13 protein-coding genes, 1 tRNA gene and 1 pseudogene are annotated in these 14,120 nt (G+C 74.4%); 6 read left to right on the forward strand and 9 right to left on the reverse strand.

The window, feature by feature from the left end; translation table 11 throughout:
- Window position 1 precedes the first annotated feature (1 nt).
- Complete coding sequence (locus XF36_RS21480) at window positions 2-670, reverse strand: RibD family protein (protein ID WP_202968427.1); 669 nt, start codon at window positions 668-670, stop codon at window positions 2-4.
- A 93-nt stretch (window positions 671-763) separates the two neighbouring features.
- On the opposite strand from XF36_RS21480, the gene XF36_RS21485 reads away from it, so the two are divergent.
- Window positions 764-1,744, forward strand: a complete 981-nt coding sequence (locus XF36_RS21485) for a zinc-dependent alcohol dehydrogenase (RefSeq protein ID WP_060713352.1) — start codon at window positions 764-766, stop codon at window positions 1,742-1,744.
- Here the strand turns inward: XF36_RS21485 and XF36_RS21490 are convergent.
- Window positions 1,738-2,418, reverse strand: coding sequence for a GTP cyclohydrolase II (locus XF36_RS21490; protein WP_060714886.1), 681 nt, complete (start codon window positions 2,416-2,418; stop codon window positions 1,738-1,740). The two genes, XF36_RS21485 and XF36_RS21490, sit on opposite strands and share 7 nt — an antisense overlap.
- Between XF36_RS21490 and XF36_RS30730 the strand changes: the two genes are divergently transcribed.
- Complete coding sequence (locus XF36_RS30730; protein WP_082375881.1) at window positions 2,401-3,144, forward strand: creatininase family protein; 744 nt, start codon at window positions 2,401-2,403, stop codon at window positions 3,142-3,144. The genes XF36_RS21490 and XF36_RS30730 overlap by 18 nt on opposite strands.
- 108 nt (window positions 3,145-3,252) lie before the next feature.
- On the opposite strand, the pseudogene XF36_RS30735 reads toward XF36_RS30730, so the two are convergent.
- From XF36_RS30735 to XF36_RS21520, 5 genes and pseudogenes are all read right to left on the reverse strand, one after another.
- Window positions 3,253-4,050 (reverse strand): annotated as a pseudogene (locus tag XF36_RS30735) (lysylphosphatidylglycerol synthase domain-containing protein); the annotation flags it as partial.
- Window positions 4,047-4,871, reverse strand: a complete 825-nt coding sequence (locus XF36_RS21500; protein WP_060714887.1) for a hypothetical protein — start codon at window positions 4,869-4,871, stop codon at window positions 4,047-4,049. The gene XF36_RS21500 and the pseudogene XF36_RS30735, both read right to left, overlap by 4 nt.
- A gap of 38 nt (window positions 4,872-4,909) precedes the next feature.
- A complete protein-coding gene (locus tag XF36_RS21505; RefSeq protein ID WP_060713353.1) occupies window positions 4,910-5,935 on the reverse strand; it encodes a glycosyltransferase family 4 protein in 1,026 nt (341 codons plus the stop codon).
- A 30-nt stretch (window positions 5,936-5,965) separates the two neighbouring features.
- Window positions 5,966-6,364 (reverse strand): 6-pyruvoyl trahydropterin synthase family protein, encoded by a 399-nt coding sequence (locus XF36_RS21510; RefSeq protein ID WP_060713354.1) that lies wholly within the window; start codon window positions 6,362-6,364, stop codon window positions 5,966-5,968.
- A gap of 403 nt (window positions 6,365-6,767) precedes the next feature.
- The gene (locus tag XF36_RS21520) at window positions 6,768-8,027 is read right to left on the reverse strand and encodes an MFS transporter (protein ID WP_064485474.1); all 1,260 of its coding nucleotides are present in this window, start codon (window positions 8,025-8,027) and stop codon (window positions 6,768-6,770) included.
- A 108-nt stretch (window positions 8,028-8,135) separates the two neighbouring features.
- On the opposite strand from XF36_RS21520, the gene XF36_RS21525 reads away from it, so the two are divergent.
- The gene (locus XF36_RS21525) at window positions 8,136-8,705 is read left to right on the forward strand and encodes a TetR/AcrR family transcriptional regulator (RefSeq protein WP_060713356.1); all 570 of its coding nucleotides are present in this window, start codon (window positions 8,136-8,138) and stop codon (window positions 8,703-8,705) included.
- Between the two features lie 28 nt (window positions 8,706-8,733).
- On the opposite strand, the gene XF36_RS21530 is transcribed toward XF36_RS21525, so the two are convergent.
- Window positions 8,734-10,020: an MFS transporter gene (locus tag XF36_RS21530; RefSeq protein ID WP_238588982.1), complete on the reverse strand. Its 1,287-nt coding sequence runs from the start codon at window positions 10,018-10,020 to the stop codon at window positions 8,734-8,736.
- A gap of 154 nt (window positions 10,021-10,174) precedes the next feature.
- Between XF36_RS21530 and XF36_RS21535 the strand changes: the two genes are divergently transcribed.
- From XF36_RS21535 to XF36_RS21545, 3 genes are all read left to right on the forward strand, one after another.
- The gene (locus XF36_RS21535) at window positions 10,175-10,972 is read left to right on the forward strand and encodes an IS5/IS1182 family transposase (protein WP_060713357.1); all 798 of its coding nucleotides are present in this window, start codon (window positions 10,175-10,177) and stop codon (window positions 10,970-10,972) included.
- Between the two features lie 406 nt (window positions 10,973-11,378).
- On the forward strand, window positions 11,379-11,846 hold the full coding sequence (locus XF36_RS21540) for a GNAT family N-acetyltransferase (protein WP_060713358.1): 468 nt from the start codon (window positions 11,379-11,381) through the stop codon (window positions 11,844-11,846).
- 160 nt (window positions 11,847-12,006) lie between these two features.
- A tRNA-Arg gene (locus XF36_RS21545) sits at window positions 12,007-12,079 on the forward strand.
- A gap of 128 nt (window positions 12,080-12,207) precedes the next feature.
- Here the strand turns inward: XF36_RS21545 and XF36_RS21550 are convergent.
- On the reverse strand, window positions 12,208-13,959 hold the full coding sequence (locus tag XF36_RS21550) for a recombinase family protein (RefSeq protein WP_060713359.1): 1,752 nt from the start codon (window positions 13,957-13,959) through the stop codon (window positions 12,208-12,210).
- Between the last annotated feature and the right edge of the window lie 161 nt (window positions 13,960-14,120).

Genomic DNA, 14,120 nt, shown 5'->3' on the forward strand with positions numbered 1-14,120 from the left:
TTCAGGACGCGCGGTAGCGCAGCAGCACCAGGTCGCCCATCGGGCGGGCCTCGACCAGCGCCATGCTGCGCCGCGGGCACTGCGGGAAACGGCCGTCGTGCACGAAGCGCGGGGCGCGGGCGTCACCGACGAAGAACGGCGCGACGACCACGTGCAGCTCGTCGACCAGCCCGGCGGTGAGGAACGCGGTGTGCACACCGCCCCCGCCCTCGACCAGCAGCCGTCGCACGCCGCGGGCGGCCAGGTCGTCGAGCACCGCGCAGGGGTCCGGCGGGTCCCCGGCGCCGACGACCTCGGCGGCGTCGCCGAGCCGGGCGCGCAGCGCGGGCACGGCCGGGGCCGCGGTGAACACCAGCGGCGCCTCCCCGCCCGCGAACACCCGCGCCGACGGGTCCAGCGAGGCCCCGGTGGTCAGCACGACCCGCCGCGGCGACGGTGGGCGGCCGTCGGCGACCCGCCCGGCGCGACGCTCCGCGCTGCGCACCAGCAGGCGCGGATCGTCGGCGCGGACGGTGCCCGCTCCGACCAGGATCGCGTCGACCCCGGCGCGCACGGCGTCCACACGGTCGAGGTCGTCGGTGTCGGAGAGCACCAGCGTGTCGGGGCCGGCGTCGTCGATGTAGCCGTCCAGCGACATCGCGACCGACGCCAGTACGTGCGGGCGGTCCACTCAGATCACCTCCGCGCACCGGACCGACGCCCGATACGTCCGGATACTGTCGGGGCCGTCGGCGCGCCGCGCGCCGGGATCGGGGACGGCGCAGTGGGGCACGAGGCACGGGCGTTCTGGCTGGCCGCACCGGGGCACGGCGAGATCCGGACGGTGCCGGTGCCCGATCCCGGGCCGGACGAGGTGCTGGTCCGCACCCGCTTCACCGCGGTCAGCCGCGGCACCGAGACCCTGGTGTTCCGCGGCGAGGTCCCGGAGTCCGAGCACGAGCGGATGCGCGCACCGTTCCAGGAGGGTGGGTTCCCCGCCCCGGTGAAGTACGGCTACCTCGCCGTCGGTGACGTCGAGCAGGGTCCGCCCGGGCTCGTCGGGCGCACGGTGTTCTGCCTGTACCCGCACCAGAGCCGGTTCGTGGTGCCCACCGACGCGGTCACCGTCGTCCCCGACGACGTGCCGGCCGCCCGCGCCGTGCTCGCCGGCACCGTCGAGACCGCCGTGAACGCGGTGTGGGACGCCGGCCCGCTGGTCGGAGACCGGATCGCCGTCGTCGGGGCGGGGATGGTCGGCGCCTCGGTCGCCGCGGTCCTGGCCGGGCTGCCCGGGGCGCGGGTGCAGCTCGTCGACCCCGATCCGGCGCGGGCAGCCGTCGCCGCGGCGCTCGGCGTCGGGTTCGCCGCCCCCGACGACGCCGACGGCGGCTGCGACCTCGTCGTGCACGCCAGCGCCTCCCCGGCCGGGCTGGCCCGCTCGCTGGAGCTGCTGGCGCCGGAGGGCGAGGTCGTCGAGCTCAGCTGGTACGGCACCCGCACGGTGCCGCTGCCGCTGGGCGGGGTGTTCCACAGCCGCCGGCTCACCATCCGCGCCAGCCAGGTCGGCACGGTGTCCCCGCGCCGGGCCCGCCGCGGCTACGGCGACCGGATGGCGCTGGCGCTGCGGCTGCTCGCCGACCCACGGTTCGACGCCCTGGTCGGCGCCGACTGCACGCTCGACGAGCTGCCGAGCGTGCTCACCGCGATGGCGGCGGGCGGGCCGCCGTCGCTCTGCCTGCGGGTGTCGCACGACGGGCCTCAGTAGCCGGTCGCGGTGTGGTTGCGCGGCGCGTCCACCGCCGTGTCGACCTGCGGCAGGACGTGCCCGAGCCGGTCGCGCTTGGCGGTCAGGTAGCGCACGTTGTGCTCGTCGACGGGCTCCAGCACCGGCACCAGCTCGCTGACGACGATGCCGTGCCGGGTCAGCGCCTCGACCTTCGCGGGGCTGTTGGACAGCAGCCGCAGCCGATCGATCCCGAGGTGGCGCAGCACGATCGCGGCGGCACCGAAGTCACGCACGTCCACCGGCAGGCCCAGCGCGACGGCCGAGTCGATGGTGTCCAAGCCGTCGTCGTCCTGCAGCACGTGCGTGCGGATCTTGGCGATCAGGCCGATGCCGCGGCCCTCGTGCCCGCGCAGGTAGACGATCACGCCGCAGCCCGCGTTGACGACGGCCTCGATCGCGATCGACAGCTGCGCGCCGCACTCGCATCGCCGCGCGCCGAAGACGTCGCCGGTGAGGCATTCGGAGTGCATCCGCACCAGCGGGGCGTCCACGGCCGTGGGGTCGCCGTGCACCAGCGCGAGGTGCTCGGGGCCGCCGTCGTACTCGCGGAACGCGATGGCGCGGAACTCCCCGTGCCGTGTGGTCAACCGGGACTCGGCGAAATCGTGTCGGTCGTCGTGCACCGTTGCTCCTCCATGATCGGGCGGGGCCATGAGAGCCTCGCCTGCGTGAATCCCCTCCCGGTCGACACCACCGAGGACGTCCGGGAGCGAGGTGCCACCGTGGCCCTGCTCCCGGTCGGGAGCCTCGAGCAGCACGGACCGCACCTGCCCCTGACCACCGACACCCTCGTGGCGTCCGCGGTGGCCGCCCGGATCGCGCAGGCCCACCCCGTGCGCGTCCTGCCACCGCTGACGATCTCCTGCTCGCACGAGCACGCCGCGTGGGCGGGCACCGTGAGCATCTCCGCGGCGACGCTCGGCGCCGTCGTCTCCGACGTCGCCGACTCGCTGCGCGCCGCCGGCACGACCGCGCTCGTCCTGGTCAACGCGCACGGCGGGAACCACGTCCTGCGCAACGCCGTCCAGGAGGCGTCGGTCGGGCCGCTGCCCATGGCCCTGTTCCCCGTCTCCGAGGACTGGACCGCCGCCCGCCGGGCCGCCGGCTGCGAGACCTCGAACACCGCCGACATGCACGCCGGGGAGCTGGAGACCTCGATCCTGCTGCACACCGTCCCCGACCAGGTCCGGCCGTCGTACTGCACCGCCGACCACGTCGCCGACGAGCGGCCGTACCTGCTCACGACCGGGCTCGCGGCCTACTCCACCACCGGTGTGGTGGGACGGCCGTCGCTGGCGACCGCCGAGAAGGGCCGGGCCCTGCTCGACGCGCTCGTGGCCGCCTTCGACGGCCACCTGCGGGTGCTCGCCGGGCGCTGACGGCACGGCCACCCGGGCCGACCGGCGGCGCCGCAGCACCACGAGCGCGCCCGGCGCGACCCCGACCAGCGCCAGCACGCCGTACGCGACGGCGGCGGCGAGCCCCTCGGCGGCGGGCAGCCCGACCGCGGCGAACCCGGCCGCGGCGGCCGCCTCGCGTGGACCCCACCCACCGACGGTCAGCGGGATCGTCATCGCCAGCAGCGCGACCAGCAGCAGCGGCAGCAGGACCGTGAGCGGGGCGGTCGCGCCGGCCGCCCGCGCGGCCAGCACGAACAGCGTGAGGTGGCAGGCCAGCGCACCCGCCGAGGTCAGCAACACCCCCGTCGCGGTACGCGGGCGCAGCACGGTGCGCGCATCGGCCCACACCCGCCCGAGCCGGGCGCGCAACAGCCACCCGGCCCCGCCGAGCACGGCCACGACGACCAGCGCGGGCAGCACCGCGCCGCCCGGTACCGCGCCGGCCGCGGCCCGGAGCAGGTCCGGCTGCAGCGCCAGGACGACGGCGACGGCCGCCACCGCGACCAGGTGCCCCGCGACCCGCTCGAACACCACCGCCCGGACCCCGGCCCCGAGGTTCCCCTCGCTGCGCCCGTGGCTGACCGCGCGGTGGACGTCGCCGAGAACCCCGGCGGGCAGCAGCGAGTTGAGGAAGGTGGCGCCGTAGCAGTCGGCGACGGCGCGTCCCGGGCTCAGACCGAGCCCGATCGAGCGGGCGACCATTCGCCACCGCCACGCGCTGAGCACGGTCGCGACCGCGCCGAGCAGCAGCGCCGCGACGACCGCCGCCGGTCCGACGCCACGCAGCCGCTCCAGCACCGGACCGACACCGACCTGCACGAACAGCGCCGCCAGCAGCCCGGCCCCGGCGAGCAGCCGCAGGGCCGGACCCACCCGGCGTCTCACGGCCGCTCCCCCGGTACCGCCAGCAGGTCGGTGTGGCCGACCGAGACGGTGAGCTCCCCCGCGTCGAGGGCGCGCTCGCGCCGATCGCGGTAGGCGCCGACGTGCGCGGCGAGGTCGGGACGCTGCGCGCACGCCGCGTCGAGCCGGCCGGCCAGCCACTCCCGGAGCAGGGCGGGCCGGTCGGGGCCGAGCCGCCACGGCGAGTCGGCGGTGCGGACCCGCGCGCCGTGCCGGGCGAAGGCGGCCGCCGCGGCGGTGGGGGCGTCCGGCCCGAGCATCCGGCGGCCGTTCTCGTCGCGGCGCTGGTGGTCGTCGAACGCGGCGCCGATCTCGGCGTCGAGCGGATCCTCGGGGTGCAGCCGGACCCGGCCGGACACGGTCAGGGTGAACAGCACCGGACAGCCTGCGGCGGTGCAGGCGGCTGCCAGGGCGTCCATCTCGTCCGCGGTGAGCAGGTCGAGCAGCGCGGAGCCGGTGATCAGCGACGTCCCGGCGAGCGCTCCGGCGCCCAGCCCGGTGAGATCGCCGGGGCCGGCCTCACCGGCCACGCCGTCCGGCAGCGAGGCGACGGCGTGGGAGAGCACGACGGGGTCGCGGTCGTGCAGGACCCAGTGCTGGGCCCCGGGGCGGGCGAGACGCGGGGCGAGCCAGCGGCCCATCGATCCGGTGCCGCAGCCGAGGTCGCGCACCAGCAGCGGGCCGGGCGGCAGGAGGTCGCGGACGGCGCCGGCGAGCGCGGTCGAGCGGGCGTCGGCGTCGGCGGGCTCGCGCAGGGCGAGCCACTCCGGCGGGCAGACCGGGTTGCCCGCCGCGCCCTGGATCGGGACGGCGGGGCGGTCGGCGCGCCGGCCGGAGACGCTCACGGCAGCACCGCACCGAGGGCGCGGGCGGTGTCGGCCCAGCCGTCGAGCCTGTCCCGGCGCCCCCGGGCGGCGGCGCGCAGGTCCGCACGCAGCGTCGGGTCGGTCAGCCAGGCCCGGATCGCACCCGCCAGCGCGTCCGGGTCGGCGGGTGCGACGAGCAGCCCGCCACCGCCGAGCGCCTCGGGCACCCCGCCGACGTCGCAGGCGACCACCGGGACGGCCCGGGTCAGCGCCTCGGTCACGACCATCCCGTAGGTCTCGGTGCGCGAGGGCAGCACGAGCAGGTCCGCGGACGCGTAGGCGGCGTCGAGGACGGGGCCGGTCAGCGGCCCGGTGAGGGTGATCCGGTCGGTCAGGCCGTGCCGGTCCGCCGCCGCGCGCACGGCCGCGGTGTGCGCGGGGTCGCGGTCGAGCGGGCCCGCCAGGCGCAGGGTCCAGTCCCGGTCGGCGACCCGGGCGAGCGCCTCGACCAGCACGTCGTGCCCCTTCGTCGGGGTGAGCGCCCCGACCGCGAGCAGCCGGGTCCCGGCCGGGTGCGCGGACGCGATCGGGGCGGCGTCCACCCCCGGCGACGCGACGTGTACGCGAGCGGCGGGCAGCTGGTGCAGGCGGATCACCCGTCGTGCGGTCCATTCGCTGGTGGTGACGACGGCGGCCGCCGCGTGCAGCGTCGCGCGCTCCCGGGCCCGGCGGTCCGCAGCGACCGCCGGGGCGAGCCCGTGCTCGTCGCCCAGCGGCAGGTGCACCAGGACGACGGCGCGCACCCGGCCGGCGTGGCGGGCGAGGATCCGCGGCGCTGCGCAGGCGACGAGGCCGTCGAGCAGTACCGACGCGCCGTCCGGGACGGCGGCGAGCACCGCGTCGAGGCGGTCGAGGGCGGCCCGGTCCGGGTCCGGCCAGCAGCCCGCGACGGCGGCCTCCCGCACGGGGCGGTCGAACGCGGCGCAGACGCTGCGGTCGTAGCGGTTCCCGCCGCTCGGGGAGCGCGGGTCGTCGATCCCCGCGGGGACGACGACGTACACCGCACGCCCCGAGGTGCGGGGCGGGAGCCGTCACAGGTCCCGCTCGTAGCTCGCCCACGCGATGTGCGACTCGTGCAACGTGACCGTGAGGCCGGTCAGCCCGTCGGCGTGGCCGCCGAGCTCCCCGGCCCCGATGCGGTCGGCGAGCCGGTCCGCGATCGCGCGGGCCAGGAACTCGGTGGTCGTGTTGACACCCACGAACTCGGGGTGCTCGTCGAGGTCGCGGTGGTTGAGGTCGGCGAGCGTCTCGGCGAGCTGCGCGGTGGCCAGCCCGATGTCGACGACGATCCCGTCCGGGTCCAGGTCGGGGCGCCGGAAGGTGGTGTCGACGAGGAAGGTCGCGCCGTGTCGTTGCTGCGCCGGTCCGAAGACATCGCCGCGCAGGCTGTGCGCCACCATGACGTGGTCGCGGACGGTGATGCTGAACAAGCGGTCCTCCTGCGCGTGGCGCTCCCTGAACCGGATGTCCAGACGGAAAGCGGGCAATGTTCATGAAACCACCACGCGCGTAACCCGGCGACCGAGCCGCGTCGGGGATGCGTCCCGCCCTGGTCACGCCGCTGCGCCCGGCCGCTGCGGCCCGTCACCGGCGCTGCTCCGAGCGGATGAGGCGCGGCATACGTCTGACGCCGTTGAGACAGTGGTGTCTCACCAGCTACTCTTATGCCGCGAGTCGGACACCACCGCTTCCGAGTCGACCACTACAAGGAGGTAGCCGATGACCACCCACGAGACCCCCTGCCGTCCTGGTCGGAGACCCTGCGGGGCGCCGCCCAGCGCACCGGGGCCATCCTCCGCGCGATCTGGGCGGGCGTCGACACGTGGAACGCCGTCACGCACGGCCGCGCCCCCTCGGCCGCCCGGCGCTGATCCCCCGACCCCGGTGCGGCCCGTCCGCACCGGGGGACGTCGGCGTTCGGACCCGGCCGGCGTCCGGCGGTGCGAGCCGCGGGTGCAGCTGCGCCCACGCCAGCAGACCCACGCCGGCCGCGACGGCGAACGTGCCCGCCAGCCCGATCCGGCCGGCCAGCAGACCGGCCGACGGCGAGCCGAGGGTCTGTCCGACCCCGAGCGCGAGGAAGGCCCAGGTCACCGCCCGGGCCGGCGCCGCCGGGACGGCGTGTGCCGCCCAGAGGATGCACAGCCCGGTCAGACCCATGAAGCCCGCACCGAACAGCCCCGCCGAGACCACCGCCCCCGCGACGCCGGGCTCCGGCAGCGCGAGCAGGGAGATCCCGACCGAGAACAGGGTCCAGACGACCAGCCCCACCGGGCGCAGCCCGTACCGCTGGACCGCCCGCCCCACGGTGCCGCCGAGCAGGCCGACCAGCCCGATCGCGCACCAGGCGACGGTGGCGACGACCGGCCCGGCCCCGAGCTCGCCGACCCGCGCCGTCGAGAACGTCCAGTACGGCGCGCTCACCACGCCCAGCAGCGCGGCCCCGGCCAGCAGCGGCAGCACCCGGCCGTGCGCGCGCTCCGGCCGCACGGGCACGCCGTCGCCACGCGGCAGCAGCCGGGCCGCGAGGCCCGTGACGACGACCGCCGCCAGACCGAAGGCGAGCCAGACGATCCGCCAGTCCCCGGGCAGCAACGGCGTGCACGCGGTCAGCGCGAGCCCCGCCCCGGTCCCGGTGTTGGCCCAGGTCTGCGCCCGGTCCCGGGCGGACGCGCCGACCCGCTCGACGACGAGCTGGGCCACCCCGGGCGACGCCAGCCCGGCCCCGGCACCGGCGACGACGATCCCCGCCCCGAACAGCACGACCCCCGGGGCGAGCGCCATGAGCAGCAGCCCGGCCGCGGCCGCTGCGCCGGCGACCAGCGTCGTCCGCCGCGCCGACCGCGCGGCCAGCGCCGGCGCGGCGAGCAGCCCCAGCACGTAGCCGGCCGTCGAGAGCCCGCCGAGCACGCCGACGTCGGCCGGGGCCAGCCCGAACGACACGGTGAAGCGGGGGACGAACAGGCCGTAGGCGTAGCGGGCGACGCCGTAGCAGAGCGCGATCACCGCCGCGCCGGTCAACGCGGTCGCCCACCAGGGCCGGTCGGTCGACGAGGAGGTGCCGGGCTGCGCGCAGGTCGTGGTCACGGTCATAGTGAACAGACCTGTCTGTTTGATTGCAAATCGACTCGGGCGAGCGGACCGTCATCACTGCTAGCGTCCCGGAAGGGAACAGACCGTTCGGTTGCATACGGGGGCGACATGGCACGCACGCGGCGCGGGGACGCCGGGGCGAAGGTGCTGGACACGGCGTCGCGGCTCTTCTACCGCGACGGGATCAACGCGGTCGGCGTCGACACCATCGCCGCCGAGGCCGGGGTCACCAAGACAGCGCTGTACACCAACTTCGGCTCGAAGGACCGGCTCGTCGTCGCCTACCTGCGGGAGCGGGACCGCCGGTGGCAGGAGGAGGTCGACCGGATCACCGCCGGGCACGCGTCGCCGCGGGAGCGGGTCCTCGCCGTCGTCGACGCCTACGAGAGCTGGCAGTCCCGCGACGGGTTCCGGGGTTGCGCGTTCCTGAACGCCGCCTCCGAGTTGCCCCGCCTCGACCACCCGGCCCGGGAGGTCGTCCGGCACCACAAGGCGGCGCTGCGCAGCTACCTGCAGGCCCAGGTCGACCGCCTGGCACCGGACGGAGCTGCCGCGGCGCTCGCCGGGACGCTGATGATCCTGCTCGAGGGTGCGGTGGCCACAGCGGTGGTCGAGCAGGGGACGGGACCGTTCCGCGCCGCCCGCGAGGTGGTGGCCGGGATGCTCCCGGCAGCCTGAGCGCTCCCGCCGGATGCTCCTGTGGCTGTCAGACGGGGATCGACCCGTGCGGGTGCTGCTCGTCGACGACGAGCCGGTGCGCGTGCGTCCAGCCGTGGGCGGCCGGGCGTGCCGCGACGACGTGGGCGTGGTCGACGTCGTGGCGGTGCCGGACGAGGTCGGCACCGGTCGTCGGCCAGACCAGGGCCGCCACGACCAGAGCGGCGACGGCCAGCACGGCGAGGACCGACCAGGTCACCGACCAGCCGGCTCCGACCGCCAGCCAGCCGGTGAGCGGGTAGGTGACCAGCCAGCAGGCGTGCGAGAGCGAGAACTGCGCGCTGAACAGGGCGGGCCGCTGGCCGGGTCCGGCGGAGGTCCGCAGCAGGCGGCCGGTGTTGACCATGATCCAGCCGGGCCCGGCGCCGATCAGCGCCCACGCCACCGCCGCCGTCGTCCATGACGGGGCCCACGCCAGCACCAGGGTCGCCCCGGCCGCGAGACAGGAGAGCCCGGCGCCGGCCAGCATCGTCGTTCGGAGCGGCAGCCGGCGCGCCACGCGCGGGGAGACCATCGCGGCGACGGCCGTCCCCGCACCGGACACCGCGAGCAACAGGCCGACGTCGGACTCGGTGCCGCCGAGCAGATCGCGGACGACGTTGACGGTCGTCACCAGCGACACCACCCCCACCGCGGCCACCACGACGTCCAGCGCCAGCAGCCCGCGCAGCTGTGGGACCGCCCGGAACAACCGCATCCCGAGGAACAGCCGGGTCGCGAAGCCGCCCTGGGCCCGCCCCGCCACCGGTGGGACGGCCGTCGACGCCACCAGGACCGCGGAGAACACGAACCCCACGCAGGTCCCGACGAACAGCGACGAGTAGCCGACCACCGCGACGGCCGCCGCAGCCAGCAGCGGGCTCAGGACCGTCTCGGCGCTGCTCGCCAGCTGCGTGGCCGACAGAGCCCGCGAGTAGTCCTGCTCACCGGGGACGACGTCCGGGATCACCGACTGGAACACCGGCGTGAACGTCGCCGACGCGACCTGCAGCACCCCGACCAGCACGAGGATCTGCCAGACCTCGGACACCCAGGGCAGGACGAGCACCACCGCCGCGCGGACGGCGTCGGCGGAGACCATCAGGAGCCGCCGCGGCACCCGGTCGGCCACGGCCCCGACCACCGGCCCGACGACGACGTAGGCCACCATCTTGATCGTCAAGGCCGAGCCGAGGACCAGCGCTGCCCGCTCGCCGGCGAGGTCGTAGGCGAGCAGCCCGAGCGCGACCGTCGCGAGCCCGGTCCCGACCAGCGCGACGATCTGCGCGGCGAACAACCGGCGGAAACGCGGATTCCGGAACAGTGAGCCTTTGCCAACCTGGTGTTTGAGCTGGTCAGAGCCGGTACGGCGTGGCGTGACCTCGAACGAGTGAAGCTCCTGGTAGACGGGCGATTGCTGAGATCGAAACCGTCCAACCAGGAGCTTCAAGGTGCTGTCTTACCCGTCCGGGATGACCGTGTCCAGCCGTGCCCTGCATGTGCTCTCCGACGCGCTGCGCGCGCACCGCAACCAGCGTCGGAGCCGGTGGCGGAAGCTGACGTGTGGCCGCCAGGCCCTGCTCGTGGTCGCCCACCTGCGCAAGGGCGAGACCTACGCCGATCTGGCCTGCGGTTTCCGGGTCGGCACCTCGACGGTGTACCGCTACCTGCGCGAGGCGATCGACCTGCTCGCCGCGATGGCCCCCACCCTCGAGCAGGCGATCGAGGTCGCCGTCGGCAAGGCGTTCGTGATCCTCGACGGCACCCTGCTGCGCATCGACCGCGTCGGCATGGCCTCGGGCTATGACCGCGGGTTCTACTCCGGCAAGCACAAGTGTCACGGGCTGAACGTGCAGGTCATCGCCGACCCGGCCGGCCGGCTGGTGTGGATCTCTCCGCCGCTGCCCGGAGCACGCCACGACATGGGCGCCGCCCGCGAGCACGGCATCGTCGACGCCCTGACCGAGCACCGGATCCCGGCAGCGGCAGACACCGCCTACCAGGGCGCCGGGCCCACGGTGGCGGTCCCGCAACGGCGGCGGCGCCTCGATCCCGACACCGGGCGGATGCGCCCGCTGTCGCAGGCGCAGAAAGAGGTCAACATCGCTCATGCCCGGCGTCGCGGACCGGGTGAGCGGGTCAACGCCGAGCTGAAGAACTGGAAGATCCTGCGCAAGATCCGCTCCAGCCCGAACCAGGCAGGACAGCTCATCGCCGCAGTTCAGACCCTCATGATCGCCAACACCTGACCAGGTTGGCAAAGGCTCAGTGGTCGCACGATCCCTCCCCTGTCGGCCGTGGAGGACCGTAGAACGATTTCCCGATCGCCCCAACGGATCAGGTGCTAGGAACTCGCAGCAGCGTTCCCAGGCGATCTGCGACCTCTCGGCGACACCCGCCCCACCCTCGCACTGCTCGACGAAATCGCTGTTCAGTGACATGGAGCGCCCCGTCGTGATCACCGCGGGGTCGCTGTCGCCGAAAGGTCGCAGTAGCCGTCCCGCGTCATGGTGCGCGACGTCACAAATGGCGGCGTCCATTATTCCGGAACGACCTCCCGGAATGCGGTGACGACGCCGGACGCGGTGCGGTGCGCCGGTGCCCGGCCGGGCCCCGGTGGGGACCTGACGGCGCCGGTTGCGGCACGATGATCGGATGCGCATCGTCGTCGACGACCTCGCCGGGCCCGAGATCGCCGGACTGCTCGCCGGGCATCTCGACGACATGCGCGCCGAGTCGCCGCCGGACAGCGTGCACGCCCTCGATCTGGACGGGCTGCGCGGACCCGGAGTGACCGTGTGGTCCGTCCACGACGATCGCCACATCCTGCTCGGCTGCGGAGCCCTGAAGGAGCTCGGGCCCACCGACGCCGAGATCAAGTCGATGCGCACCGCTCCAGAAGCGCGCGGACGCGGGACGGCGGCCGCGCTGCTCCGGCACATCATCGGCGTTGCTCGCGAACGCGGACATCGGACGCTCTACATCGAGACCGGGTCGATGGAGTTCTTCGCCCCGGCTCGGCGTCTCTACGCCCGCCACGGTTTCGTCCGCTGCCCGCCGTTCGCGGACTACCCCGACGACCCGAACAGCGTGCACATGAGACTGGACCTGCCCCCGGAGTGATCGGGCAGCGGCCGCACCGTTCCTCCACGGTGGGCCGCAGGCGCCGGATCCCGCGACCGACCCCGGCTCAGGTCTGCGTCGACGTGGAGGCTCCGGCCGCGTCGCAGGATGATGACGGCGGCGAGGAGCCGCCGAAGACTCCCAGGTAACCTTCACCCATGCCCTCGTAGCTCAGGGGATAGAGCACCGCTCTCCTAAAGCGGGTGCCGCAGGTTCGAATCCTGCCGGGGGCACGTCAAGGATGGGAACCGGTCGTCGGTTCCCCCACTTCCAGGGCTTTCCCCATCGCCGGTGGTGCCGCTGGTTGCGCTGTTCAGTGCGGCGACGCTGGCAGCGTGGGCAGTCTGCACGGTGTTGCCGGTCAGGGTGATCCGCACCCGCACGGTTCGGCTGATCTTGTCGACGTGTGCCTCCAGGCGCAGCGCCTCGAACAGGCGCCGGGCCAGCGTCTCGGGGAGCTGGTCCAGCTCCCAGCGGCCGACGGGCAGCAGGTCGAGCAGTGCCGGGCTCGGCTGTTGGGCCTGGACCGTGCGCAGTGCTTCGAGTGCTCGGCGAGCTGGATGCGTTCGGCGCCGAGTTCCTGGCGGCGACGTCCGATATCGGCGATCAACTCCGGGTCGATGGCGTCGGTCACTTCCAAGGCCCGCACGAGCGCCCCGCGACGGCGATCGACGTCGGCTATGGCCTTCTGTGCCGCCTCGACCTGCCGAGTGTGGTCGGCCGTGGCCGCGGCGGCGATCTCTCCGGCCGCGACGCCCAACAGCTCGGCGCGGTAGGTGCCGAACACGTGGTCGGCGAGGAACCCGTTGATCGCATCGAGCAACGTCTGTTCGGCGACCCAGAGGCTCGCCGGGTGCCCGTCGGGGATGTGCTGGCCCCGCTTGGGCGCGCACACGTAGTAGGAACGCTCCCGCCGCGACTTGCCATACATCCGCCGCCCGCAGAGCTGGCAGAACAGGTACGAGCGCAGCCGGTAGGACCGTACGGTCTGGGGGTGGCGGGAGTTCTTCCCTGCCGCCGAGCGGGACCCGAAGCGGCGCGCCGCGACCTCCTGGGCGGCGATCCAGGTCTGTAACTCGATCAACGGCTCGTGCGTCGGCCGGCTCGACCACACCCAGTCTTGCAGCGGGTTCCACGCCCCGCCCCGAGTCTTCGTGGCCTGCTTGTTCCACACCATGTATCCGGTGTGCTTGGGCTGCACGAGGACCTCGCGCACCGAGGCCGCCGTCCACGCTCCGACCGCACGGTCCGGGTCCGGAGGAGTTGGCGGCCGGTTGGTCACCAGGTCGAGGTTCAGCCGGTCGGCGATCCCCTGATACGACACTCGCTCGCCCACCCGCCAGGCGAAGATCCTGCGCACCACCTCGCCCTCCACCGGGTCCACCAGTAGACGAGTCTTGGTGCGGACGCCGTCGCGGCCCTTCCCTCGGTGCCCGCCGCGGGCCGTGGCGTCGATGGCCTTCCCGCTCACGCTCACCGTCTCTCCCCGATATCCGTAGGGAGGCTTCCCGACCGCGTAGCCCTGCTCGGTGTGGGTCTCGAACCCGTCCCGGGCCCGCGAGAGCATGTCCAGGGCGTACCACTCGGCCACCGACTGCTTCACCCGCCGCGTGAGCACCGTCGACGGCAGCGCATCCTCCGCCCGACCGCCCGGGCGGATGTTCTCATCCGCCGCCCACAGGGCGATCCCGGCCGCCTGGAGGCGATGTTCGATCATCGTCCCGAAATACACCCGGCGAGCGATACGATCGATCTGCTCGCAGATCACCGCGTCGAACCCTGGATCCGGCGACTCGGCGCGAGCCAGCAGATCCAGCACCCCGCCGTCGCGCGGGATCGGAACCTCGACGCTTTTCACCCCGCGGCCCCGCTCGGACAAGTCGATCCGGCCCGACTCCACATCGTAGAAATGGCCAACCAACACACACGACTCCGGCAACGCCGCCATCGCGACGCTCAGTTGCCTTTGCATCGACCCGACCGGGTCCTGCAGCTCGTCCCCCGAGGTCCGGCCCAGGAACACCACCCGGACGGCCGGGCCCGAGGCCCCGACACCGGGTGACTCTGGGCCCGCGTCGCGCTGAATCCACAGCTGCAACGCCTCCGGCGCCACACCACCACCACGCCTACCGTTCACGCCCCATACCCCTTCTCGATCCAGTCCGCGGCTCCCCGGTCCAGCCGTCCGGGCGCCTACTCGTCACCGGCGACGGGAGTGCATCCGTTCGTTGATCTCCCACAACACCCGCGCCTGCTCGTTTCGCACCACCGTAG

It is taken from the genome of Pseudonocardia sp. HH130629-09 (genome assembly GCF_001294645.1).
GTDB lineage: Bacteria > Actinomycetota > Actinomycetes > Mycobacteriales > Pseudonocardiaceae > Pseudonocardia.